This window comes from Bacteroides sp. 44_46, from assembly GCF_001915465.1.
GTDB lineage: Bacteria > Bacteroidota > Bacteroidia > Bacteroidales > Bacteroidaceae > Bacteroides > Bacteroides clarus.
This window is the reverse complement of the sequence record NZ_MNQO01000019.1, coordinates 1-24,473: the sequence shown is the minus strand read 5'-3', so window position 1 is coordinate 24,473 and position 24,473 is coordinate 1. Positions and strand designations below refer to the sequence as shown.

Here is a 24,473-nt window from a genome sequence, read left to right as displayed (position 1 = left end):
TTAGTTTGTCAATTTTAAAATTTCTTCTGCTCTATCTACAATATAGTCAGGATTAAATTCCTCTAACTCAGTCCGTGGACGGAAACCCCAGGTAACCCCGCAGGAAGTTACTCCGGCATTGATTGCAGTCTGCATATCCACACCGGAATCTCCTACATAGAGCACGTCTTTTTTATCTACTTTGGCAATGGATAGAATATCTTCTACAATGGTGGGGTCGGGTTTCACGTTTACCCCTTCTCGCTGGCCGAATATGGCGACGAAATCTATTTTCGGAAAATAGTGGGCTATCAGTTTTTGAGTTGCAGCCTGATACTTATTGGATGCAACCGCAATTTGTAGCCCCTGTAACTGTAATTGTTCCAACAGTTCGGGAATGCCGGGATAGGGACGGCTCTTATCGGCATTGTGCCTATCGTAGTGAGGAACGAATTCCTTACGGACGCGGAGTACATTTTCCTCGCTCTTTTCGCCTTCGGGAAGAGCTCTTTCAAATAGTTTGTTAATTCCATTGCCTACCATAAAGTTATAGGCCGACTCCTCGTGCATGGGATAACCCAGTACGCTCAAGGCATGATTGGTGCTTTGCGCCAAATCGGCAATGGTGTTTAATAACGTTCCGTCTAAGTCAAATATAACAAGCTTCTTCATTGTTCTTTTCTTTTGGTTTTCGGCACAAAGATATAACAATTCGCCGGGAACTTGTTATTTTGTAATTCTGAACCAGTCTACGTCTGTCCAGCCGCCGTCGTTGGTAACAATGGCCGGGCGGGTACAGAACATACCTACTTTAGCGCCGATCCATTTGCCTTCTTTCACTTGGAACGGTTTGCCCAATGGCTGGAATTTCTTTCCGTTGAAGCTGTAACTGAAGTTGCACAGTACCAACAGGTCGTGTCCGCCTTCGCTCTTGGAAATCTTTTTCCCGTCAGAGGTAAACTTGGCACGCAGGTAGATGGTATTGTCTTTTAAACCGACTGTACCGTTTACTGTTTCGGGAGTACCTTTTTCCGCTTTAGGGCAAGATACCTGGGACAATACCAGGCCTTTTTCCGTGTTTTCCAAAACAAGTCCGGCATAGTCGAGTCCCATAACTACCAGTCCGGTGCGCTCTCCTTTGTACTTTTCCGTCGGTTTGAAAGTCAGTTTCATGGTGGCGGTAAAATTGTCGGCGGGAGTTTTCTGTAACAATAGGTTGGCTACGTCCCAAAGGTTTTTGCAGTCTTTGACAACAGGATAGGAGTAGAGACGTACGATGCCTTGATCTCCTGCGTAATAAGCCCATTTTTCGTTGATGTTGGCATGCCATTGCCATTGCGGAGAAAGGGTATAGCCGTCAAACTCATCACTTTCTTGCGGAGTGCAGATAGGATATGTCTTGCCTACGTTCGGCTTTTTATAAACCAGTACCGGGTCGCCACAACCGTCACCGTCTTTGTCGATGCCGATAACAGGCCAGTCGTTGACCCATTTCATGGGTTGTAAGTGTACCAAACGGCCGTATGCGCCCACATCCTGGAAATGCAGGAACCAGTCTTCACCGGTAGGAGTATCTACCCATGCTCCCTGGTGAGGGCCGTTGATGGGACTGTCACCTTGCGCCAGCACCTTTTTCCATTCGTAAGGACCGTATATGTTCTTGGAACGGAGAACAACCTGCCAACCGGTGGGTACGCCGCCTGCCGGATGGAAGATATAGTAATATTCTCCCCTTTTGTAGAGTTTGGGACCTTCACAAGTCTGGTGGGCTTCATGACCGTCGAAGATGATGCGTGACTGCGTTATGGCTTTGGTGGCATCCGCATTCAACTCGCAAATGGATATGATACTCTTCAATCCGGCACGGCTTCCTGCATAAGCGTGTACCATATAAACTTTTCCGTCTTCATCCCAGAAAGGACAGGTGTCTATAATACCCTTGCCCGGTTTTACGAGTACGGGCTCTGTCCACGGACCTTTGGGGTCTTTGGCTTTTACCATGAAAGCGCCCTGGTCGGGATCGCCCCAGAAAATATAGAATTCACCGTTGTGATGGCGGATAGCGGGCGCCCATACACGGTTGCCATGCTCCGGACGTTCCGGCGTTTCAATGGGGGAGAGGGCATAAGGAACGGCAGCTCCGATGATGCTCCAGTTCACGAGGTCTTTGGAGTGCAGAATCTGTAACCCCGGCAGGCAGTTGAAACTGGAAGAGGTCATATAGAAGTCATCTCCTACACGGCAGGCATCCGGATCGGAATAGTCTGCATAGAGTATCGGATTTTTGTATTTACCGTTACCTTGGTCGGCTACCCATACCTCGGAAACATAATTCTTTTCTTGTGCCGCCAGCGGTAATGCAAGCAGCAGGCTGAGTCCTAAAAGTGCGTTTCTGGTTTTCATGTCACGATTTAATTCTTTAATTTTTAATTCTTGATTTTTATCTGAACCGGGTGCTGCAGTGCTTCTTTCCACTCGCGCATATAAGCGAACCATGCTTCGGGAGTAGGATAGCCGAACGTTTCCTTACATGACGTAAACATGGTGTAATGGTGGAAACGGTCGCTGCCCGGTGCGGAAAGAGTGTAAAGGAAGTTATCTTTGTCTTTTACTTCTTTGCGGATGTATTTCTGTGGAATATAGGTGGCGATACCTACTGTTTCTTTTGCATATTTTACAGTATCGTTTACCGGCCAGTGTCTTCCCCAACTACCTACCAAGCCTTTATGATCGGACTCCGAAAGTGTTTCGTTACCCATAATGTTTTGTACGCCGGTGCAGAACACTTCATCTTGCAGGGGTTCGTCAAAGAACGTTTCTACCAACAGGTCACGATGTCCGGCATAAAGGATATAGCGGTTGGTCATATTCAGCTCTTTTCCCTGATAGTCCCAGCCTTTGACGGTCACATCGGCTATGGTGCGTACGGGGCCGTAGGCAAGAATGCTTTCTGTACGGAACGCTATCGGCTCTATATGAGTGGCTTTTGTCCCGTCCCAACCTTTCAAGGCGCCGATACCGCAACTGTTGCCAACCATCAGCACGTCATCGCCGAATCCGCGCGCAAGCTGCTCGTCGTTAGGATAGAACCGGCTTTCTTGGATTTCCAGTCCCTTTTTGAATTTACCGTACGGGTCAACGGTTTGCTTTTGATTAAAATAGACGCGGTAAGCGACTAATTCCGATTCAAACATGGGTCCGTGTCCATGTAGCATGCTATAAAAGTTGGTAGTTCCCGGCACTGTGACCGACTGTATGGGGGCATGCTTCTGTTTTTTTGTATCGCGTATCAGCATTTCGGCAAATACACGCGACGGGTAGGTCTTATCCGTTTTAGCGGAAGACAAGGTAATGGTCAGCATTTTCTTGCTTTTGGCAGGAATATCCATGACAAAGGCCAATTCATCGGCTTTCAAATCACCGTTCAGGTCGTCCAACTGCGAAGGAATTTCTTCATTGCCGTTCATTACGACGGCAGAACGCACACGGAAACCGGGTTGCAGGTCTTTGATTTTTAATACTACCGGAGCGTCGGCTTTGTCTTTGCTCCATGAGTTGCTCACTTCTACCGAAATGGTTTTGGTACTTGGTTGAGATTGTGCGGTAAGAGTACACGCGCACAATAACAGGAAACCGGTTAAAAAGGTCGTTTTCATAAGGAATGTGTTTAATTAATTGCGGCAAAATTAAACTAAAAAGAGCAGACAGCTCTCTTTCTTTTGGCAAAAAGACTGTCTGCTTTGAGCTTCTTAACTTATCGAATTCTACTTAAAATCCAACACTTTTCCTTCTGTGCCGATAGTGGTATACACTTTTCCGTCTACTTTCAGATTTTTAGCGTTTTTCACGTTCAATGTGTGTCCCTTGGTTGCTATACGTATGTTTTCCAACGTTACACCTTCCGCCTGGCTGATGACAACGCCTTCTTTGGCATCGTTGATGATTACATCCTTTACGGTTACATTTTTGATGGGCATTTCGGGTAGTCCGTTGAAGAACATGGCGCGTCCCGAACCCTTACAAATAATATTGGAGATATGGATGTCCCGGAAAGAAGGTGTTTCAACGGTTACTTGGGGAACTGTTGTCTTCATGCGGCCTTTCAGGTCTTCTTCCGTTTCTTCGCCGGCAGCTTTGCCACCATAGAACAAGTCGAAGAGCAACGGTTCGTGAGGTATATCAATCATGTGGATGTTGTGAATGTAGATTCCCTCTACAACACCGCCGCGCCCTCTGGTGCTCTTGAAGCGCAGGCCTACGTCTGTGCCGAGGAAAGTACAGTCTGTTACATAGATGTTTTTTACGCCGCCGGACATTTCACTGCCTACAACGAAGCCGCCATGGCCGTGCAATACTGTGTTATTCTTTACGATAACATTCTGGCAAGGTTCACCGCGTTTACGTCCGTCCTCGTCTTTGCCGGATTTGATACAGATGGCATCGTCACCGGCATCGAAGATATTATTGATTATCAATGCATTCTTGCAGGATTCCAAATCTAAAGCATCACCGTTTTGAGAGTACCAGGGATTGAATACCTTTACTTGGTTGATAGTGATGTGCTCGCATGATAGCGGATGCAGACACCAACTCGGTGAGTTTTTGAATGTGACTCCTTCTAATAAGACTTTTTTACTCTTAACGATATTGAGTAATACGGGGCGTAACCATGGACGGATTTCATTCCATTCCTCGTCTGTTTCGATACCTTCGGGATTGTTGAAGTTCTTGCAGGCTAATGCTCCCTTTAGCGAACCGGCTGTAGGATACCATATCGATTTGTCTACTACACCGCCTGATTTAACGAGCGCATCCCATTGACCGGCGGTCAGTTTGCTTTTCTTCACCGGACGCCAGCTGTCACCCGAACCGTCGAACACGCCATGACCTGTGATGGCTATGTTTTCTGTGTTGCGTGCGGAGATAGGTGATTGGCAACGGCGGGTGTTCAGACCCTCAAATGATGTTTCGAGAATAGGATAGGCATTAAAATCATCTGTAAAGACCACCAAGGCATTCTTTTCGGTATACAGGTTGACATTGCTTAATAACTCGATAGGGCCTGTCAACCATAATCCTTCCGGGATGACTACTTTACCGCCGCCTTTTGCGTTGACGGTTTTAATGGCGTCATTAATCGCTTTTGTGTTTAAGGTAGTTCCGTCGCCTTTTGCTCCGAATTGCAGGATACTGACTGTATAATCCGGAAATGACGGCTGCTCAACCTTTGGCATATTGAAAGGCAACTCTTTATAGATGTTTTCATCTATGGGATTTTTGCATTGGGCATGAACGGCATACTGTACAGGCAGTAATGCAAAAGAAAATGCGGTAAGCGTAAATAGCTTTTTGAATAATGTGTTCATTCGTGATACTATGTTAATGAATTTATGAATTCTGATTTATGGATTAAGCGGTATTCCTTAATTTTTATTACTTCCCCGTAAGCTGCTCTCACGAGTGGCCTACGAAAGAAATAATAAATTGATTCATGTTAACCTAATTCTAACCTTAAATAAATATTATGAAAAAACCTCTTAATTACCAATTGCAAAAGTATCGGGCTTTGGCTGAAAATATGTGTACTAATTGTTGGTTTTAGTGTATTTTTTGTGGTTTTAGCCTTTTCTTTGCATGCTTTCGGGGTTTTTGCACTATCTTTGCAGCTCAAAACTTAGTAAAAAAGGTATGAGTTACAATTTGTTGAAAGGAAAAAGAGGCATTATTTTCGGTGCTCTGAATGAGCAATCCATTGCCTGGAAAGTTGCAGAAAAAGCAGTAGAAGAAGGTGCGACGATCACCTTGTCCAATACACCTGTCGCTGTGCGTATGGGTGAAGTTTCGGCATTGGCTGAAAAACTGAATTGCGAAGTCATAGCAGCGGATGCTACCAGTGTGGAAGATTTGGAGAATGTGTTCAAACGTTCTATGGAAGTATTGGGCGGCCAGGTGGATTTCGTTCTTCATTCTATCGGTATGTCTCCGAATGTGCGCAAGAAGCGTACATACGATGATCTCGATTACGATATGTTGGGTAAGACGCTGGATATTTCGGCGGTTTCTTTCCATAAGATGATACAGGCTGCCAAGAAGATGAACGCCATCGCAGAATACGGTTCCATCTTGGCTCTGAGTTATGTAGCAGCGCAACGCACGTTCTACGGTTACAATGACATGGCAGATGCAAAAGCGCTGTTGGAGTCTATTGCACGTAGTTTTGGCTACATTTACGGACGTGAGCACAATGTACGTGTCAATACAATATCTCAGTCTCCTACAATGACTACTGCCGGTTCGGGCGTAAAGGGAATGGACAAATTGTTTGACTTTGCCAACCGTATGTCTCCGCTGGGTAATGCTTCGGCTGACGAATGTGCGGATTATTGCATCGTTATGTTCTCCGACTTAACCCGTAAGGTTACTATGCAGAACCTGTTCCACGACGGTGGATTCTCCAGTGTAGGTATGAGCTTGCGCGCTATGGCTACTTATGAAAAAGGTCTGGATGAGTACAAAGACGAAAACGGAAATATAATCTACGGATAAAAAAGGATGATGAAGCGGTAAAGTGATGGGGTGATCGTAATTTAGGCTCATAGCCTTATCACCTTACCGCTTTATCGCTTTATTTTATCCCTTTATAATCTTACCGCTCTATTGCTTTATCACTTTAGTTGATTCACATGGAAACTGCTCTTTATCTATTGCCTGTTACTTTAGGCGATACTCCTGTTGAAACCGTGTTACCTTCTTATAATAAAGAAGTGATTTTGGGTATCCGTCATTTTATAGTGGAGGATGTGCGTTCGGCACGCCGTTTCCTAAAGAAGGTGGATAGGGAGACAGATATCGATTCGCTTACGTTTTATACGCTCAATAAACATACGTCACCGGAAGATATTTCCGGATATTTGAAGCCGCTTGAAGCAGGAAACTCAATGGGAGTGATTTCTGAGGCAGGATGTCCGGCTATTGCCGACCCGGGAGCGGATGTAGTGGCGATAGCCCAACGTAAGAACCTGAGGGTTATTCCTTTGGTCGGACCTTCTTCCATTATATTATCGGTTATGGGTTCCGGTTTCAACGGGCAAAGTTTTGCTTTTCATGGTTATCTGCCGATCGAGCCCGGTGAGCGTGCCAAGAAACTGAAAGTGTTGGAGCAGCGTGTGTATAATGAGCATCAGACCCAGCTTTTTATAGAAACTCCTTATCGCAACAATAAAATGATAGAGGATATTCTGCATAACTGCCGCCCTCAGACCAAACTTTGTATTGCTGCCAATATCACATGTGAGGGAGAATATATTAAAACGAAAACGGTGAAGGAATGGCAGGGTAAGGTTCCCGATTTGTCTAAAATTCCTTGTATTTTTCTCTTGTATAAATAATCTCCTTTATATGCTCATATTCACATTCGAAACAACCGCTGAAAAAGTTTCGATGGAGATTATGTTCTATTTGCTGGAATGTCCAAAGCTTTCCGCCCTTAAACTTTTTATTGCATAAGATGGAATCATCATCCAGATCAAGGGTGAAGAGATAAATCAAACGGTTGGTGGCCTCATTCTCAAAATGGTACATGAAACTGAAATGAAGATTCTGCAGTGGTGCTGTCGGCAACGTTCTCAGTAAAATTCTTTCTACGCCCTGTTCCAGAGTTTCTCCATACAATAAGTAGCTCTCCATTAACACATCCGTCTTTCCTTTTTCGAGCAGGCTGCATTGGGGGCGCGGCAATAAAAACAGCATGCCGTGCGAGGCTACGGTAACGCGGATAACCGGGTTGATATATTCGTTTTTACGGTTGATGGCTTCGGATGCTATTGCTTTTCCGATAACATCTCCTTTTTTTGTCACGATAGGTACGAATACGGTATGTTTCATTACTTTATTGAAGTAGTAGATACCGAATTGATTGAATAAGATGCTCAATATAAATACGCAAGGCGGTATGACGCGGAATAAGACATGACGCATCGTATCACTCAGCGGGTGGCTGAGCAATATGGCAAGCGATATGATAAGGAAATGTAAAAAGCCGATGAGTAATAGTACGCGTGCCGATACAATGGCGGCTTCGGCACCTTGTGCAAAGAATTGTTTGCAGCATTTATGGGTTTGGGCGGTATGGTAGCTTAAAAAGCGTCTTCTATTCAGGAAGATGATGAGCGGCGGTATAATCGCACTGATTTCCAATGTGAATGGAAACATGGCTTTCGGACAATAATCGGTGGAAAATAAAGAGGTTATTGTTAATAATAATAACATTCCTGTTGTACAGTACAGTATAATCTGGGGGATATGCGAGCCTTTACGCCGCCACATGTAAATACTTGATAATAATCCCACACCTGTACCGATGTAGATGGCTATGTCTTGTATTATGAATTCACATAATATAATGGATATAATGACGGGGATATATCCCAGCGACATATTGAACTTGGATGATAGAACTCTTTGCTTGCCCATTACTACGCTATTTTGCCGTTTCCTTTTTAACAAACGGCTTATATAAAATGTTCTTTATTTCATCCTTTTTTGTAGATACTGGGTTGATTTTTCTGCATGATAAGACGAACGAACCAAAGGTGCGCTTTCTACTTGAGTGAATCCTTTCTTCAATCCAAGCTCTTTGTAAGCGGCAAATTGGGCGGGAGTAACATATTCGGCTACAGCATAATGCTTATGTGTAGGCTGTAAATATTGTCCGATGGTGAGTATTTGGCAACCGGCATTGCGTAAGTCGTCCATTAGTTCCGCCACTTCATCCGGAGTTTCTCCAAGGCCGACCATGATGCCGGATTTGGTGGTAGTACCGCTTCTGGCTATCTGCCGCAACACTTCAAGGCTTGTTTCATAACGGGCGGCGCTTCGTACCAGCGGACTGATACGTTTCACCGTTTCCATATTGTGGGAGATGATTTCCGGCCGGGCTTCGATAACCATGTCTATAAGTTTCTTTTTGCCTTGAAAGTCGGGAATCAACACTTCGACGGTTGTTTCCGGATTGAGGCGTTTGATTTCGCAAATCGTTTGCGCCCAATGGGCAGCGCCCAAATCCGGCAAATCGTCCCTGTCCACAGAGGTGATAACGGAGTGGGAGAGTTTCATTAAAGCGATGGACTCGGCTACATGTACAGGTTCTTGCGGGTCTAAAGGCATGGGCTTGCCTGTTTGCGTATTGCAGAATTTGCAGCAACGGGTACAAATGTCTCCGCCTATCATAAAGGTAGCCGTACCTCTTCCCCAACATTCTCCCATATTGGGGCAGCGCCCACTGCTACAAATGGTATGCAGGCAGTGGGATTCCACGATACGTTTTGTTTCGGTGTAACGTTCGTTGGCGCCGATACTTATTTTAAGCCATTCCGGCTTACGTACTCTTTCACTCATTTACTTTTTCAATTCCCGATTAAAGAAATTCGTCAATTTGGTATACAGATGCAGGCGGGTATTACCACCGAATATACTGTGATTGCGATTGGTGTAGACCTGCATGTCGAACTGCTTGCCAAGTTGTACGAGGTGCTCGGCATATTCCACGCAATTCTGGAAGTGGACGTTATCATCCGCCATGCCATGTACCAACAACAGATTGCCATGCAAATTATTGGCACGGGTAAAGGCTGATGAGGCTTTGTAGCCTTCGGCGTTTTCTTTCGGAGTACGCATGAAACGTTCGCCGTATACGGTATCGTAATAGTTCCAGTCGGTAACCGGGGCAACGGCAACTCCTGCTTTGAATACCGGAGTTCCTTCGCTCATACTCATAATGGTCATATATCCGCCATAGCTCCACCCCCAGATTCCGATACGGTCTTTGTCTACATAAGGTTGGCGTCCTAAATACAGAGCGGTTTCCACTTGGTCTTTGGCTTCTTTGATGCCGAGATTCAGATAAGTGCTTTTGGCGAATTCCGCGCCGCGTCCACCTGTGCCTCGTCCGTCTACGCACGCTACGATATAGCCTTGGGATGCCATGTAGGTTTCCCAACTCACGCCGAATTTGTCAAGCACCTGTTGCGAACCGGGGCCGCTGTACTGATACATCAAAACCGGATATTTCTTACCGGCGGAGAAGTCTGCGGGTTTCATCATCCAGCCATTCAGCGTAATACCGTCAGAGGTTTGGAAAGAGAAGAACTCTTTCTTGGGTATAGCATATCCTTTTAATTTCTGTTTTAAAGCGGAGTTATCAACGAGCGTAGTCAGCGCCTTGCCGGTATTGTCGTTCAGAGTAATGACGGTCGGAGTGTCCGAACTTGAATAGCGGTTCATGAAATACTTCATATTTGTACTGAACTGCGCGCTGTTTGTGCCGGCTTGCGATGATAATTTAATCTTTTTGCCTTTACGGTCTATCTTGTAGATAGCACTGCGTAGCGGGCTTTCTTCGTTACTGCTGTAATAGAAACTGCCGTCTTCGGGGTCATAACCTAAAAAGTCTTGTATTTCGTAAGGGCCGGAAGTGACTTGCTTGATAAGGTTTCCGCCGATGCTATACCAGTACAAGTGGTTGTATCCGCTCTTTTCGCTGACAAAGCTGAAGTTCTCCGGATAGAAAATGATATTATCGAATACATTCTCACGGATATAAGTGTCGCTTTCGTCACGTACCGCTAACTTGCAGACAGTACTGCGGGGATCGGCAAAGTACAGGTCGAACCGGTTTTGGTGACGGTTCAGCGTCATTATGGCAAGTTTGCCAGGGTCTTGTGTGAAACGGATACGCGGAATATATCCCCCCTCTTCCAACGGAAGATTGATTTTGCGGGTTACTTTGGATTTGATGTCAAAAGTATGTACGGATACTTTCGAGTTCTTTTCGCCTGTCTTGGGATACTTGTAAGTATATTCTCCCGGGTATTTCTCATAAGGAGTAATATGGGGAGCTTCTCCGGCGAATACAGGAAATGTATAAGAGGGTACTTCCCGCTCGTCGAAACGGATGAATGCCAGCATCTTGCTGTCGGGACTGAACTCCAATGCGCGATTAAAGGAAAATTCCTCTTCGTACACCCAGTCGGGGATTCCGTTCAGTATTTCATTACGTTTGCCGTCTTCGGTCACTTGGCTTTCGCTGTTGCCGTAAAGTAATTTGACGAGGAAGATGTTGTTGTCACGCACGAACGCCACCTGATACCCGTCGGGTGAGAATACGGGCACCTGTTGTGGTCCGCCATCCGACAGTTTCTCTACTACATTGTTTATCTTACCGTCGAAATTTCGCTTTAAGCTATATATATAATGTACCGCCGTATAAGAGTGGCGGTAGATAGGAGTAGTTTCTGTTGCGATAAGCAGCTTGCTGCCGTCCGGAGCAAAACTGTAACTGTCGAATTTCTTGAACGGGCATTCGCGGGCGGTAGCGGCATCGAACAGCACTTCTACCGGTTTACCTGTTTTGAAGGAGTACTTGATGATTTGCGTCTTATCCGCATTCATTTGTGAATAGTGTTCACCATCTCCGGGGATAGGGATGACGCCTGAAATGCTTTGAGGAGTAAATTCTCCGGATATGATTTCTTTTAAATCGAGCGGTTTGCCGCTTTGGGCAAGACTTGCCAGTGTGCAAAGGCAGAAAAGAAGTGCAAAACTTATCTTTTTCATATCTTTTTAATTCGGTTGTTTTTTGCAAAGATACGATAAAGCGGAAATCTAATCTAATTAATAAATGATAAATTCCATTTTACATGGATGTAAAAAGAAAACCCGCTCTGCCTTTTTAGAGCAGAACGGGTTGCTGTCATTCAAAGATGATGATTAGAATAGGTGATGATTGGAATCAGTACATATTAGAGGCACTTTACTTTTCGTTGGTATTCGGCGATGGCGGCATCGAGGCGTTCGTGTGCGGTAGTATCACCGGGTACGTTGTGCGAAGGATGTATATACAACTTCACGCCACGGTCGGCAAGAATCTCGGCAACGGTGGTGATAGTCATCCACACCATTGTTACGAAACTCAGGGTAGACAAAGGACCCACCTTGTCAAAATGGTTTTTCAAAGGAACGGAAGCGTCTACCAAAGGCACGCAGGAGTCAACTACGATGTCGGCAATCTGAAAGAGGTTCTTACCACCGGAATGGCGGCTGGGTTTGTCTCCGGTTTCACCTGCCGAACCGTACACGATAACTTTCATTCCACGCTTCTTGGCTTCCAACGCTACGTCGATGTTCACGGCGTTGATGCCGGTATGAGAGAATATCCAGATACAATCCTTGGAATCAAAGTCATAGTTCTTCATGATTTCCTGTCCGTAGCCCTCTGCTCTTTCCAAGAAAAGGAACTGGTGGATACCCATCTGACCGATGATTTGCGTAAAGAACGTCAAAGGGAGTTCGCAAAGCGGGTGGAAGCCTACGAAACTGCCGATGCGCGGATACATCTCTTCAACGGGGATAGTGGCGTGACCGCAACCAAAGGTGTGAACCCAACGGCCTGCTTCAATAGCATCCGCCATAACGGTAGCTGCTTTTTTAATGTTCTCCAACTGAGTAGCTTCCAGCTTTTCCATGATGCCGTGGGCATTTTTTAACCATTCAAGTGCTAACATAATGTTTTGTTTTAGGGGGTTAATTATTTGAGTGAACGTTTAAACAATATAAGCATGATAATGAGCGAACCTATCATCATATAAGGATAAAATACTATGCCGCCGGCATATACGGAAACCATTCCCATAAGCCCGTTCATGGCAGCCTGTCCTACAAGAGCTATGGCGAGCGCTATGCTGAATGCCGTTCCTGACAATGCGGGATAGCGGGTGCCGAGAATACTCAAGATGACCGGATAAGTGGATGACAATCCCATTCCTACCAAGACCATACCCGTTGCGGCCCGTATAAATCCCGGAGACGCTGTCAGCAGGCCAAAGCCTATCGCAGTGAGGATAAGACTGTAGGGAAGTACGGTTGCCGGTTTTATCTTTTTGAAAATCACGATTTGCAGCATACGCGCCGCGGTAAGCCCCACGACCATACAGGTAAGCGCTATTAACGCCTGATTGGCGGGGATGTCGGTCACCTGTCCGAAATAGCTTGTAGACCAGTTGTTGCATACTCCTTCGATGCCGCTTTGGAAGAAGAGAATGGAGCTGAGCAATAGTAAGCTGCTCTCTTTCAGCAATCCCAATCCCTCTTTTACGGGAAAGCCTTGCGCTTGTTTGGGCGCGGGAAAATGTACGGGAATACAGAACAATATGCCTGCCAGCATAATGATACCTATGCCTTGCAGGATTGTTTCAAAAGAATAGTGTTCGGACAATACTCCCAGCAGGCTTGGTATACCCAATGCTCCCAATCCGTAGAACATTCCCAAAAAGCTAAGCCGGGAACCTTTTTCCGATTCACCGGAAATATCAGACACCAAAGCGTTGGTTTCTCCATTAAGGATACCGCCGCCCAGGCCTATACCTACTATGGAGAGTTGCAGGAGCGGAATGCTCTCAAAAAATATCAATCCTTCCAGTCCCGATAATACAATGATACAACTGGGTACCAGCAAGGCCTTGTGTCCGAAACGATCGACAATAGGACCGAAAATCAGCGAGCCTATCAGCATGCCGAGAGGAAGGAACGTTACCAGTGATGTCGTTTGTAATCCGCTTAATCCAAGCTTGGTGACGAGAGAGGGTAGTACCGAACCCAGCGTAATCATTGAAACGCCGAAGAAACACATTCCGATACACGCTGCCGTGAATACGAGATTTTTATGATAGCCGTTATTCATACAAATGGTTTTTGATGGCAAGAAATGCTGCTCCTATCAATCCGGCGTTTCCGGACAATTGAGAAGGTACAAATTCGGCTTGCCTGATGCTGATGGGCTGCGCCCATTTGCAAGCTTCTTTGTAAATGTCGTCTATGAATATGCCGGCAGGGCCGAATACGCCGCCACCCCATATAACCTTTTGAGGATTCAATAAACTGACAAGGTTGGCTGCTCCCATACCCCACATCTCAACGGCCTTTTGCAGTACCGATACGGCAATGGGGTCTCCCTCGTTATAGGCGCTGAATACATCATAGGCGGAGATGCGGCAAATAGGTTTCTGGCGTAATTTTCCTTTATAGGCCTTGTTGGCTCGTACGGCATCGCGAACCCGTGCTCCGATTCCGTTGCCCGATGCATAATACTCGAAACATCCGCAGGCCTTATAATCTTCTTTATAAGGCGGCTGAAGAGCCATCCAGCCCGTTGCTCCGATAATATCGCTGGCGCCATGCAGCACATGACCGTCAATAATGATACCGGCGCCGATACCCGTACCTACGGCGATGAATACCGCGCTGTGACAGTTTTTTGCGGCGCCTTGCCACATTTCACCATACATATAGCAAGTACGGTCGCTGTCGATATAGATGTCTACTTCAGGGGGAGTGACACAGCGCAACTCTTCGTACAGCGGATAATTGTCCCAGCCGGGTATGTTGGGGGCCCATACGCGGTTGGTTTGGGAATAGACGATTCCCGGAATGCATACGCCCACACCGTCGATTTGTATGCGGCTCTTACGTGCCACCGTGAGTAGCTTGGCCAGAATATCTGCTGCGAGTTTGCCGACTTCGTGCCCTGTTCTGCCTTTTAGAAGACGTTTCCTGTTGAACATCATACTTCCGTCAGAAAGAAAAATGGCGCTGGCTATTTTGGTGCCGCCTATGTCGAGTGCAATTGTTGCCATGGCGTATAGTATTTATAGGTTGATTCACTAAGGTCGTATGCAAAGCTATGAATTTATTTCAATCTCCATGCTTTTAAAACTATAAATTTGTATGCAAAAAGTGTAACTAATCACTAAAATATGTTTGCTTTGATGGTGGTTGAATGTATGGTTAATATCATAATTGCTTTAAAATCAACTGGTGTAACATTTTTTAGTGCAGCCTAAAATGAATACGTTTGTGTTTATTAACAAATGCAAAGTTTGCCTATGGCAGTTATTAAGACATCTGAACCGTTTTCCATTAGCAAAAACCGAAGAAAAGTCTTATTTTTGTTTCTAAATAACATAAACTTATGAGTACGACACCTCTTTATAATGAATTCCCTTCGTTTCTGAAACGTTATTTTCCGTATAAGGTACAGAAAATCTCGTTGAATGCCGGGTTTACCTGTCCCAACCGTGACGGGAACAAGGGATATGGCGGCTGTACCTACTGTAATAACCAGACTTTTAATCCCGACTATTGCCGTACGGAAAAGCCGATAAGCCTGCAACTGGAAGAAGGTAAACGTTTCTTTGCCCACAAATACCCTGAAATGAGGTATCTGGCATACTTTCAGGCTTATACCAACACGTACGGAGAGCTGGAATCCTTGAAGCGAAAGTACGAAGAGGCATTGTCCGTAGACGATGTGGTGGGGCTGGTTATCGGTACCCGCCCGGACTGTATGCCGGACGACCTGCTCCGGTATCTGGAAAACATCAATAAGCATACTTTTCTTTTAGTGGAATACGGTATCGAAAGCACCTGTGACGAAACGCTCCGCCGCATTAACCGAGGGCATACTTTTCAAACTACCGTCGACGCGGTACAGCGGACTGCCGCTTGCGGAATATTGACAGGCGGGCATGTAATCCTGGGACTGCCGGGCGAAACTCATCCAACCATTGTGGCGCAGGCGCGAGAGTTGTCACACTTGCCGCTTACTACGCTGAAAATGCATCAGTTGCAACTGATACGCGGTACCCGTATGGCCTTGGAGTATGAGCGGCATCCTGAAGATTTCCATCTTTTCGGTGTCGAAGAGTATATCGACCTTGTGATAGATTATGTAGAGCATCTTCGTCCGGATATCGTTTTGGAACGTTTTGTCTCTCAGTCTCCCAAAGACCTGCTTATCGCGCCCGACTGGGGACTGAAAAATTATGAATTTAACTACCGGGTTCAAAAAAGAATGAAAGAACTTGATGCATATCAAGGGAAGAAGTATGAAATGTGAGAAAAAAAACTTATTTTTGCCGCTGATAAATATGGAATCAATCTAAATTAGAGGACAATGACAATGAACTCAAAAACAGCGATAAAAGGAAAAATCCATTACGTGGGAGTGAATGACCGTAACAAGCATTTGTTTGAAGGCATGTGGCCCTTGCCCTACGGAGTGTCTTACAACTCCTACCTGATAGACGATGAAATGGTGGCGCTGGTGGATACCGTGGATATCTGCTACTTTGAGATATACCTTCGGAAGATAAAAAGCATCATAGGCGAACGCCCCATCCAGTATCTTATCATCAACCATATGGAACCGGACCATTCCGGCTCTATCCGCTTAATCAAGCAGCATTACCCCGACATCGTCATCGTGGGCAACAAGCAGACGTTTGGCATGATAGAAGGTTTCTACGGCGTGACGGGCGAACAATATATGGTAAAGGATGAGGATTTCCTTGCTTTAGGCCACCACAAGCTCCGTTTCTATATGACCCCGATGGTGCACTGGCCCGAAACGATGATGACTTTTGACGAAACGGAGGGCGTGCTCTTCTCCGGCGACGGATTCGGTTGTTTCGGTACGCTTGACGGCGGTTTCCTCGATACGCGCATCAACCTGGATAAGTATTGGGACGAAATGGTGCGTTACTACTCCAACATCGTAGGCAAGTACGGCTCTCCCGTGCAGAAGGCGTTGGCAAAGCTGGGCGGGCTGCCCATCTCCACCATTTGCTCTACGCACGGACCGGTGTGGACGGACAACATTTCCAAAGTTATCGGTATTTACGACCGCCTGAGCCGTTATGCCGCCGAAGAGGGTGTTGTAATAGCCTACGGCTCTATGTATGGCAATACCGAACAGATGGCGGAAGCAATCGCTGCGGAACTTTCCGCTCAAGGCATCAAAAACATCGTGATGCACAACGTCAGCAAGAGCAATCCGTCTTACATCATAGCCGATATATTCAAATACCGGGGGCTGATAATCGGAAGCCCCACTTATAGCAACCAGATTTATCCGGAGATAGAGTCATTGCTCTCCAAGATATTGGTGCGCGAGGTGAAGGGCCGTTATCTGGGTTATTTCGGTTCGTTCTGCTGGGCGGGCGCAGCCGTGAAGCGTATGGGTGAATTTGCCGAGAAGAGCAAATTTGAAATCGTAGGCGATCCGGTGGAAATGAAGCAGGCCATGAAGGACATTACCTATGAACAATGCGAAAACCTGGCGTGCGCCATGGCGGAGCGTTTGAAAAAAGATAGAAAATGATAATAAACCTCCAATTTATTAACCTAATAAAATAATCGTAATGAGACTAATCATTCAACCGGATTATCAATCCGTATCACAGTGGGCGGCACATTATGTAGCTGCCAAAATCAAAGCCGCTAATCCGACACCTGAAAAACCGTTTGTATTGGGATGCCCTACCGGCTCTTCGCCTCTGGGTATGTACAAGGCCTTGATTGACCTGAACAAGAAAGGCATCGTATCTTTCCAGAATGTGGTGACTTTCAACATGGACGAATATGTAGGCTTGCCAAAGGAACATCCCGAAAGCTACTATTCTTTTATGTGGAATAACTTCTTCAGTCACATCGATATCAAGCCGGAGAATACCAACATCCTGAACGGTAACGCTGCCGACCTCGATGCCGAATGTGCACGTTATGAGGAAAAGATTAAGTCTTACGGCGGTATCGACCTCTTTATGGGTGGTATCGGTCCCGACGGACACATCGCTTTCAACGAACCGGGTTCTTCTTTGTCGTCACGTACCCGTCAGAAAACTCTGACTACCGATACTATCATCGCCAACTCCCGCTTCTTTGACAACGATGTCAACAAAGTTCCCAAAACGTCTTTGACTGTAGGTGTAGGTACCGTGCTCAGCGCAAGAGAAGTCATGATTATTGTAAACGGTCACAACAAGGCTCGCGCTCTTTATCATGCAGTGGAAGGACCTGTGATGCAGATGTGGACAATCAGCGCGCTGCAAATGCATGAAAAAGGAATCATCGTTTGCGACGATGCCGCTACCGCAGAACTGAAAGTAGGTACATATCGTTACTTCAAAGATATCGAAGCGGAGCATCTTGACCCGGCTTCTTTGCTGAAATAACAAAGAGATATGATATAGACAGACGGCTGCCCGTTCCTCTCACCATGGGAAGAACGGGCAGCCTTTTTATATATGTGATTATCCGCCTTTATACCCTTGATTGATAAATCGTACGCTTTATCCCCCTTCCTCTGCCGAGTCTGTTTATCTCTTTCCTAAGTTGAGCTATAATTAAAAGCCTATTAAACTATCATTAAAAAGCCTTTTAATAGGATATTAAAAGGCTTTTAATGATATCTCCCCCGTAGGCTCATCCCGACTCATCCCGGAGAATAATCATTGTCATTTATGTAATCGGGATAGAACACACAAAACTCCTGCCTTATACATGCTTTGCGGTTCCTTGCTTCACCGGTCATCCCGCCTTCTGTCCGAGACAACCAATGTCAGTGAACCTTTTTTAATGAAGAATGAAGAATTATGAATGAAGAATCAGCTGCGCGATTACACCGCATGGCAATTCTTCATTCATAATTCTTCATTCTTCATTAAAAAGATCCGTATGGCTGATGTGTTACATAACATTGTTTAGTAACACAGACGTTTTATTGCTTTTCTTTTGATTAATTTCTAATTTGCGGCTCACTAAAATAATGGCATACGGAAGCATGCTGAGTAAATTAAGAACATTGCCCTCCTTGGCAATGACGGCTCGGGTAAAACCACTCTCACGGAAGCGCTGCTCTTTGAGAGTGGTATTATAAAACGTCGCGGCAGAATTACTGCCAAGAATACGGTCAGCGATTACTTTCCGGTGGAACAGGAATATGGCTATTCTGTGTTTTCCACCGTTTATCATGTGGAGTGGAACGGTAAGAAACTGAATATTATAGACTGTCCGGGTAGTGACGACTTTGTGGGAGCGGCCATGACGGCTCTCAATGTAACCGATACAGCTATTCTGCTGCTGAACGGGCAATACGGTCCTGAAGTAGGTACTCAAAATCATTTCCGCTATACGGAGAAGCTGGGCAAACCGGTTATTTTCCTTGTAAACCAGCTCGACCATGAGAAGTGCGACTATGATATGGTACTGGAACAGTTGCAGTCAATTTACGGTTCTAAGGTAGTTCCCGTTCAATATCCGTTGGCTACCGGACCGAATTTCAATTCGTTGATTGATGTACTTCTGATGAAAAAATATTCGTGGGGGCCGGAAGGCGGAGCGCCCACTATAGAAGATGTTCCCGCGGAGGAAATGGAAAAAGCGACTGCCATGCATAAAGCATTGGTAGAGGCTGCTGCCGAGCACGATGAAACTTTAATGGAGAAATTCTTCGAACAGGATTCTCTGACCGAAGACGAAATGCGTGAGGGTATCCGCAAGGGGTTGGCTTCTCGCGGTATGTTCCCCGTATTCTGCGTGTGTGCGGGAAAGGACATGGGTGTGCGCCGTTTGATGGAGTTCCTGGGTAATGTTGTTCCGTTTGTAGACGAAATGCCGCCGGTGCACAATACACGCGGCGAAGTGGTGAAACCCGACTCCAACGGACCTACTTCCTTGTATTTCTTCAAGACTGCCGTTGAGCCGCATATCGGTGACGTGCAGTATTTCAAGGTGATGAGCGGCAAAGTACACGAAGGAGATGACTTTACCAATGCCGACCGCGGTTCGAAAGAACGCATTGCGCAGATTTACGCATGTGCGGGAGCCAACCGTATCAAGGTGGAAGAAATGGTGGCCGGCGATATCGGCTGTACGGTGAAGCTGAAAGACGTGCATACGGGCAATACGCTGAATGCCAAAGGCGCTGAAAATCGTTTCAACTTTATCAAATATCCGAATTCCAAATATTCCCGTGCCATCAAACCGCTGAATGAAGCCGATACGGAAAAGATGATGGCTATCTTGAACCGTATGCGTGAGGAAGACCCTACATGGGTTATCGACCAGTCTAAGGAGCTGCGTCAGACCATTGTGCACGGGCAGGGTGAATTCCACCTGCGCACACTGAAGTGGCGTTTGGAGAACAATGAGAAATTGCAGATTAAGTTTGAAGAGCCGAGAATCCCGTATCGTGAAACCATCACGAAAGCTGCCCGTGCCGACTATCGCCATAAGAAACAATCCGGTGGAGCCGGTCAGTTCGGTGAAGTTCACTTGATTGTGGAACCTTATTATGAAGGTATGCCGATGCCGGAAACTTATAAGTTCAACGGACAGGAATTCAAGATGAACGTGAAAGGCGTTGAGGAAGTGCCATTGGAATGGGGCGGCAAGCTGGTATTTGTGAACAGTATTGTGGGCGGTTCCATCGATGCCCGTTTTATGCCTGCTATTCTGAAAGGTATCATGTCGCGTATGGAGCAAGGTCCGCTGACCGGTTCGTATGCCCGTGACGTACGTGTTATCGTATACGACGGTAAGATGCACCCGGTAGATTCCAATGAAATCTCTTTCATGCTGGCGGGACGCAATGCGTTCAGTGAAGCGTTTAAGAATGCCGGTCCGAAGATTTTGGAACCTATATATGATGTAGAGGTGTTTGTTCCTTCCGATAAGATGGGTGATGTGATGGGTGACCTGCAAGGACGCCGCGCTATGATTATGGGTATGAACAGCGAAGCCGGTTATGAAAAACTGATTGCCAAAGTGCCTTTGAAGGAAATGTCCTCGTACTCTACGGCATTGAGTTCGTTAACAGGCGGTCGTGCTTCGTTTATTATGAAGTTTGCAAGTTATGAGCTTGTTCCGAGTGATGTACAGGATAAACTTATCAAGGAATTTGAAGCAAAACAAGCTGAAGAATAGAATTTTTTAATAAATGGTTGAAGCCGTTGTTCGCTCATCGTGAGGAATGACGGCTTTTTTATTAACACAGATTAAGAATATGGGGAAATGTGAATGTTAATATTTAATTTTTTATTAAATTTGCAAACCAAAGGTGTCTCATTTTGTTATAATGCTCGTAATACAACTTAAAAAACCTTCTACGGTTAATTAACGAGAACACCCGGTTAAATCAGGTTAATTGGTTAGGAGTGTTAATTAGGGAGTGTTAATTTTGTGACTATGAAAAAGTCGACAATATGGATATTAGGCGTCGTTATGGGCCTTTCTTTCATCAGTTTGCTGTATCTGCAGATCAGCTATATTGAGGAAATGGTGAAGATGCGTAACGAGCAATTTGATGAATCGGTGAAGCGTGCTTTAATGGCTGCTTCAAAAGATGTGGAGTCCGCGGAGGTTGACCGTTGGTTGCGGGAGGATATCTCCGAAGCGGAGAAGAAAGCGTGGGAGCAGAGCTCGCAAGGTAAAGGAGTGGTGCAGACGCAGCGTTTTACGGTTACATCGCCGGACGGAACCAGATATTCGGCTATCGAACTGAAAACATTTACCAACGAAGCGTCGGAACTGCCCAGGGCAATGATTTCGCGTAAACATGGAACGAAAACCATACCTCAAACGTCACGTTCGCTGGCAGATGCCATCAAGAATCGTTATCTGTATCAACGGGCTTTGCTGGATGAGGTAGCTTGGCAGATGATTTACCGTGCCAGTGACAAGCCGATAGAGGAGCGGGTGAATTTCAAGAATTTAGACCAGTATCTGAAATCGGGACTGATTGACAACGGTATCGAGTTGAACTATCACTTCAAAGTGATAGACCGGGACGGCAGGGAAGTTTATCGCTGTTCGGATTATAGTGATGACGGTAGCGAGAGTTCTTACTCGCAGCCTTTATTCCTGAACGATCCGCCTGCGCGTATGAGTATCGTTAAGATACATTTCCCGGGGAAAAGGGATTATATCTTCGATTCGGTCAGCTTTATGATTCCGTCGATGATATTTACCTTCGTTCTGTTGATAACGTTCATCTTCACGATTTACATCGTGTTCCGCCAAAAGAAACTGACGGAGATGAAGAATGACTTTATCAATAATATGACGCACGAGTTCAAGACGCCGATTTCAACCATTTCGTTGGCGGCACAGATGTTGAAGGACCCGGCAGTAGGTAAATCGCCGGCAATGTTCCAGCATATATCCGGCGTCATTAATGATGAAACGAAACGACTCAGGTTCCAGGTAGAGAAAGTTCTCCAAATGTCGATGTTCGACAGGCAGAAGGCGACATTGAAAATGAAAGAACTGGATGCCAATGAACTGATTACCGGAGTAATCAATACGTTCGCTTTAAAAGTGGAGCGGTACAATGGAAAAATTGAGTCGGATTTGACGGCGACCGACCCGATTATCTTTGCAGATGAAATGCATATCACGAATGTTATTTTCAATCTCATGGATAATGCGGTGAAGTATAAAAGACCGGATGTGGACTTGCAATTAATGGTGAAGACCTGGAATGAACCGGGCAAACTGATGATTTCCGTGCAAGACAACGGTATAGGTATTAAGAAAGAAAACTTAAAAAAGATATTTGACAAGTTCTATCGCGTGCATACAGGTAATCTGCACGATGTTAAAGGCTTCGGACTTGGTTTGGCTTATGTAAGAAAGATTATTCAAGACCATAAGGGAACTATCCGGGCGGAAAGCGGACTGAATGTCGGAACTAAATTTATTATTGCATTACCTTTATTAAAAAATTGATTGATATGGATGAGAAACTGCGTATTTTATTGTGCGAAGATGATGAGAATCTTGGCATGCTTTTAAGAGAATATTTACAGGCCAAAGGTTATGCTGCCGAGTTATATCCCGATGGAGAAGCAGGATACAAAGCTTTCCTGAAGAATAAATATGACTTGTGTGTGTTTGACGTAATGATGCCGAAGAAAGACGGTTTTACATTGGCGCAGGAAGTTCGTGCCGCAAATGCTGAAATCCCTGTTATCTTCTTGACGGCTAAAACTTTGAAGGAAGATATTCTGGAAGGTTTCAAAATCGGTGCGGACGATTACATCACCAAACCGTTCAGCATGGAAGAGCTGACTTTCAGAATTGAAGCTATCTTGAGACGTGTTCGTGGCAAGAAGAACAAGGAAAGCAGTATCTACAAGATTGGTAAGTTTACCTTTGATACCCAGAAGCAGATTCTGTCAACACCTGAAAAACAGACTAAGTTGACTACAAAAGAATCGGAATTGTTGGGCTTGCTTTGTGCGCATGCCAATGAGATTTTGCAACGTGACTTTGCATTGAAGACTATCTGGATTGACGATAACTACTTCAATGCACGTAGCATGGACGTATATATCACCAAACTGCGTAAGCATCTGAAAGAAGATGAGTCTATCGAGATTATCAATATTCACGGAAAGGGATATAAACTGATTACTCCGGAAGCCGAGTCCTAAACAGGACTTGGTTTTCGGACAACGGAAAATAAAAAAAGGCGGTTGCATTGCAATCGCCTTTTTTTATTTCTTTTTCTCGGTATTAATCCGCAATTCTCTTGTTGATAAGAATGTAAGAAATCAATCCTATCACAATTAAAACAGCGCTGGTGCCCAGAATCGCGTTGTTGTTTACATTGCCGGTAAAAGAACATGCAACCAAGATTACAGCTCCTACCAAGATTAATATCAATCCCAGATTTTTTAATAAGCCTTTCATGTGTGTGTATTTTAATAGATTATTATTTTCATATTCTTGTCACAAAGAAAAGCATAATTCTTTAACAAGCGAAATTATTTTTGCAAAAAAACTATTATTCGACCTAATTTAATGAAGAATGAGGAATAAAGGATGAAAAATGAAGAATGAAGGATGGAGAATGAGGAATGAAAGTTTGGCTATGTCATATGACTGCACCGCGCCAATATCCCATCAAATAATTCTTCATCCTTCGTTCTTCATTCTCTTAATCTTTCGTATTGAAAAAGATTTTTCTCAGTACTTCCTGGCTGACGCTTAACTCTTCAATGGTGATATCTTGTAATGCTTCCTTTAGCGTCTGATTGGCTATGACGCGGGCGCGCTCCTCCAACTCCTTACCGTCTTTGGTAAGGTGTATCAGGTTGGTACGACGGTCTTTTTTATCGGATATGCGTACAACAAGATGCTGGCGTTCCATGTTATCTATGAGGCGGGTCATACTGGGCTTGTCTTTAAAAGTTGCATTACACAACTCTTGTTGCGTCACTCCGTCTTTTTCCCATAAAAAGATGAGGACAGTCCACTGCTCGGGAGTGATTTCCAAACCGTTTTGCCTGAAGTTACGTGATAATTTGCGGTTAATGGCAGCAGATACTTTGCCGTTCAGGATGGCAAATATCAGCCGGATGTCAAAGTTAAATTGCTCTATCATGAAATTATTGTTTAAACAACTTTGCAAATATAGTATAAGTTGGATACAATACAAAATAAGTCCGCTTATTTTTGCAGTTCAAAATAAAATGTCTACCTTTGCACCCGCATTTAATAAACGAATAATTTATTTATTTAATTAAACGAGTATGAATCAATACGAAACCGTTTTCATTTTGACTCCCGTTTTGTCTGATGTTCAGATGAAGGAAGCG

Annotated in this window: 20 protein-coding genes and 1 pseudogene; 9 read left to right on the top strand and 12 right to left on the bottom strand. The window is 45.1% G+C overall.

The window, feature by feature from the left end:
* From BHV73_RS11290 to BHV73_RS11275, 4 genes are all read right to left on the bottom strand, one after another.
* Entirely contained in the window at nt 1-651 is a 651-nt protein-coding gene (locus BHV73_RS11290) for an HAD family hydrolase (RefSeq protein WP_087412328.1), read from the bottom strand.
* A 54-nt stretch (nt 652-705) separates the two neighbouring features.
* Entirely contained in the window at nt 706-2,382 is a 1,677-nt protein-coding gene (locus BHV73_RS11285; protein ID WP_087412327.1) for a glycoside hydrolase family 43 protein, read from the bottom strand.
* A 23-nt stretch (nt 2,383-2,405) separates the two neighbouring features.
* On the bottom strand, nt 2,406-3,635 hold the full coding sequence (locus BHV73_RS11280; RefSeq protein WP_087412326.1) for a DUF4861 domain-containing protein: 1,230 nt from the start codon (nt 3,633-3,635) through the stop codon (nt 2,406-2,408).
* 108 nt (nt 3,636-3,743) lie between these two features.
* Nucleotides 3,744-5,345 carry a glycoside hydrolase family 28 protein gene (locus BHV73_RS11275; protein ID WP_087412325.1) on the bottom strand — a complete coding sequence of 534 codons (1,602 nt, stop codon included), beginning with the start codon at nt 5,343-5,345 and terminating at the stop codon, nt 3,744-3,746.
* Nucleotides 5,346-5,667: 322 nt separating this feature from the next.
* Between BHV73_RS11275 and BHV73_RS11270 the strand changes: the two genes are divergently transcribed.
* Nucleotides 5,668-6,525, top strand: coding sequence for an enoyl-ACP reductase FabI (locus tag BHV73_RS11270; RefSeq protein ID WP_022218190.1), 858 nt, complete (start codon nt 5,668-5,670; stop codon nt 6,523-6,525).
* 137 nt (nt 6,526-6,662) lie between these two features.
* Nucleotides 6,663-7,367: an SAM-dependent methyltransferase gene (locus BHV73_RS11265; protein ID WP_087412324.1), complete on the top strand. Its 705-nt coding sequence runs from the start codon at nt 6,663-6,665 to the stop codon at nt 7,365-7,367.
* Here BHV73_RS11265 and BHV73_RS11260 read toward each other — a convergent pair.
* The 6 genes from BHV73_RS11260 to BHV73_RS11235 all read right to left on the bottom strand — a co-directional run bounded on the left by BHV73_RS11260 (nt 7,333) and on the right by BHV73_RS11235 (nt 14,666).
* Nucleotides 7,333-8,451: a hypothetical protein gene (locus BHV73_RS11260; protein WP_087412323.1), complete on the bottom strand. Its 1,119-nt coding sequence runs from the start codon at nt 8,449-8,451 to the stop codon at nt 7,333-7,335. The two genes, BHV73_RS11265 and BHV73_RS11260, sit on opposite strands and share 35 nt — an antisense overlap.
* Nucleotides 8,452-8,505: 54 nt before the next feature.
* Nucleotides 8,506-9,375, bottom strand: a complete 870-nt coding sequence (lipA, locus tag BHV73_RS11255) for a lipoyl synthase (RefSeq protein WP_087412322.1) — start codon at nt 9,373-9,375, stop codon at nt 8,506-8,508.
* Nucleotides 9,376-11,592, bottom strand: a complete 2,217-nt coding sequence (locus BHV73_RS11250; protein WP_087412321.1) for a S9 family peptidase — start codon at nt 11,590-11,592, stop codon at nt 9,376-9,378.
* A 185-nt stretch (nt 11,593-11,777) separates the two neighbouring features.
* Complete coding sequence (locus BHV73_RS11245) at nt 11,778-12,539, bottom strand: sugar isomerase domain-containing protein (RefSeq protein ID WP_009123060.1); 762 nt, start codon at nt 12,537-12,539, stop codon at nt 11,778-11,780.
* A gap of 23 nt (nt 12,540-12,562) precedes the next feature.
* Entirely contained in the window at nt 12,563-13,714 is a 1,152-nt protein-coding gene (locus tag BHV73_RS11240; protein ID WP_087412320.1) for an MFS transporter, read from the bottom strand.
* Nucleotides 13,707-14,666: an ROK family protein gene (locus BHV73_RS11235; protein WP_009123062.1), complete on the bottom strand. Its 960-nt coding sequence runs from the start codon at nt 14,664-14,666 to the stop codon at nt 13,707-13,709. Before BHV73_RS11235 ends, BHV73_RS11240 begins: the two co-directional genes overlap by 8 nt.
* A 335-nt stretch (nt 14,667-15,001) precedes the next feature.
* Here BHV73_RS11235 and mnmL point away from each other — a divergent pair, with 335 nt between their 5' ends.
* From mnmL to rprY, 6 genes are all read left to right on the top strand, one after another.
* Nucleotides 15,002-15,928: a tRNA modification radical SAM protein MnmL/YtqA gene (gene mnmL, locus BHV73_RS11230; RefSeq protein ID WP_087412319.1), complete on the top strand. Its 927-nt coding sequence runs from the start codon at nt 15,002-15,004 to the stop codon at nt 15,926-15,928.
* 63 nt (nt 15,929-15,991) lie between these two features.
* Entirely contained in the window at nt 15,992-17,191 is a 1,200-nt protein-coding gene (locus tag BHV73_RS11225; RefSeq protein WP_087412413.1) for an FprA family A-type flavoprotein, read from the top strand.
* 40 nt (nt 17,192-17,231) lie between these two features.
* On the top strand, nt 17,232-18,044 hold the full coding sequence (nagB, locus tag BHV73_RS11220; RefSeq protein WP_009123066.1) for a glucosamine-6-phosphate deaminase: 813 nt from the start codon (nt 17,232-17,234) through the stop codon (nt 18,042-18,044).
* A 619-nt stretch (nt 18,045-18,663) separates the two neighbouring features.
* Complete coding sequence (gene fusA2, locus BHV73_RS11215; protein WP_278423349.1) at nt 18,664-20,796, top strand: elongation factor G2; 2,133 nt, start codon at nt 18,664-18,666, stop codon at nt 20,794-20,796.
* Between the two features lie 261 nt (nt 20,797-21,057).
* Nucleotides 21,058-22,599, top strand: coding sequence for a sensor histidine kinase (locus BHV73_RS11210; protein WP_009123068.1), 1,542 nt, complete (start codon nt 21,058-21,060; stop codon nt 22,597-22,599).
* A gap of 5 nt (nt 22,600-22,604) precedes the next feature.
* Nucleotides 22,605-23,306 carry a response regulator transcription factor RprY gene (gene rprY / locus BHV73_RS11205; protein WP_009123069.1) on the top strand — a complete coding sequence of 234 codons (702 nt, stop codon included), beginning with the start codon at nt 22,605-22,607 and terminating at the stop codon, nt 23,304-23,306.
* A gap of 82 nt (nt 23,307-23,388) precedes the next feature.
* On the opposite strand, the gene BHV73_RS11200 is transcribed toward rprY, so the two are convergent.
* The gene (locus BHV73_RS11200; protein ID WP_005657360.1) at nt 23,389-23,565 is read right to left on the bottom strand and encodes a hypothetical protein; all 177 of its coding nucleotides are present in this window, start codon (nt 23,563-23,565) and stop codon (nt 23,389-23,391) included.
* Nucleotides 23,566-23,812: 247 nt separating this feature from the next.
* Nucleotides 23,813-24,259 (bottom strand): MarR family winged helix-turn-helix transcriptional regulator, encoded by a 447-nt coding sequence (locus BHV73_RS11195; RefSeq protein ID WP_009123072.1) that lies wholly within the window; start codon nt 24,257-24,259, stop codon nt 23,813-23,815.
* A 148-nt stretch (nt 24,260-24,407) separates the two neighbouring features.
* Between BHV73_RS11195 and BHV73_RS11190 the strand changes: the two are divergent.
* Nucleotides 24,408-24,473, top strand: a pseudogene (locus BHV73_RS11190) (30S ribosomal protein S6); the annotation flags it as partial.

What these genes read in the sequence shown, in the direction of transcription:
- BHV73_RS11290 (WP_087412328.1), bottom strand. Translation starts at nt 651, where the DNA reads ATGAAGAAGCTTGTTATATTTGACTTAGACGGAACGTTATTAAACACC.
- BHV73_RS11285 (WP_087412327.1), bottom strand. Translation starts at nt 2,382, where the DNA reads ATGAAAACCAGAAACGCACTTTTAGGACTCAGCCTGCTGCTTGCATTA.
- BHV73_RS11280 (WP_087412326.1), bottom strand. Translation starts at nt 3,635, where the DNA reads ATGAAAACGACCTTTTTAACCGGTTTCCTGTTATTGTGCGCGTGTACT.
- BHV73_RS11275 (WP_087412325.1), bottom strand. Translation starts at nt 5,345, where the DNA reads ATGAACACATTATTCAAAAAGCTATTTACGCTTACCGCATTTTCTTTT.
- BHV73_RS11270 (WP_022218190.1), top strand. Translation starts at nt 5,668, where the DNA reads ATGAGTTACAATTTGTTGAAAGGAAAAAGAGGCATTATTTTCGGTGCT.
- BHV73_RS11265 (WP_087412324.1), top strand. Translation starts at nt 6,663, where the DNA reads ATGGAAACTGCTCTTTATCTATTGCCTGTTACTTTAGGCGATACTCCT.
- BHV73_RS11260 (WP_087412323.1), bottom strand. Translation starts at nt 8,451, where the DNA reads ATGGGCAAGCAAAGAGTTCTATCATCCAAGTTCAATATGTCGCTGGGA.
- lipA (WP_087412322.1), bottom strand. Translation starts at nt 9,375, where the DNA reads ATGAGTGAAAGAGTACGTAAGCCGGAATGGCTTAAAATAAGTATCGGC.
- BHV73_RS11250 (WP_087412321.1), bottom strand. Translation starts at nt 11,592, where the DNA reads ATGAAAAAGATAAGTTTTGCACTTCTTTTCTGCCTTTGCACACTGGCA.
- BHV73_RS11245 (WP_009123060.1), bottom strand. Translation starts at nt 12,539, where the DNA reads ATGTTAGCACTTGAATGGTTAAAAAATGCCCACGGCATCATGGAAAAG.
- BHV73_RS11240 (WP_087412320.1), bottom strand. Translation starts at nt 13,714, where the DNA reads ATGAATAACGGCTATCATAAAAATCTCGTATTCACGGCAGCGTGTATC.
- BHV73_RS11235 (WP_009123062.1), bottom strand. Translation starts at nt 14,666, where the DNA reads ATGGCAACAATTGCACTCGACATAGGCGGCACCAAAATAGCCAGCGCC.
- mnmL (WP_087412319.1), top strand. Translation starts at nt 15,002, where the DNA reads ATGAGTACGACACCTCTTTATAATGAATTCCCTTCGTTTCTGAAACGT.
- BHV73_RS11225 (WP_087412413.1), top strand. Translation starts at nt 15,992, where the DNA reads ATGAACTCAAAAACAGCGATAAAAGGAAAAATCCATTACGTGGGAGTG.
- nagB (WP_009123066.1), top strand. Translation starts at nt 17,232, where the DNA reads ATGAGACTAATCATTCAACCGGATTATCAATCCGTATCACAGTGGGCG.
- BHV73_RS11210 (WP_009123068.1), top strand. Translation starts at nt 21,058, where the DNA reads ATGAAAAAGTCGACAATATGGATATTAGGCGTCGTTATGGGCCTTTCT.
- rprY (WP_009123069.1), top strand. Translation starts at nt 22,605, where the DNA reads ATGGATGAGAAACTGCGTATTTTATTGTGCGAAGATGATGAGAATCTT.
- BHV73_RS11200 (WP_005657360.1), bottom strand. Translation starts at nt 23,565, where the DNA reads ATGAAAGGCTTATTAAAAAATCTGGGATTGATATTAATCTTGGTAGGA.
- BHV73_RS11195 (WP_009123072.1), bottom strand. Translation starts at nt 24,259, where the DNA reads ATGATAGAGCAATTTAACTTTGACATCCGGCTGATATTTGCCATCCTG.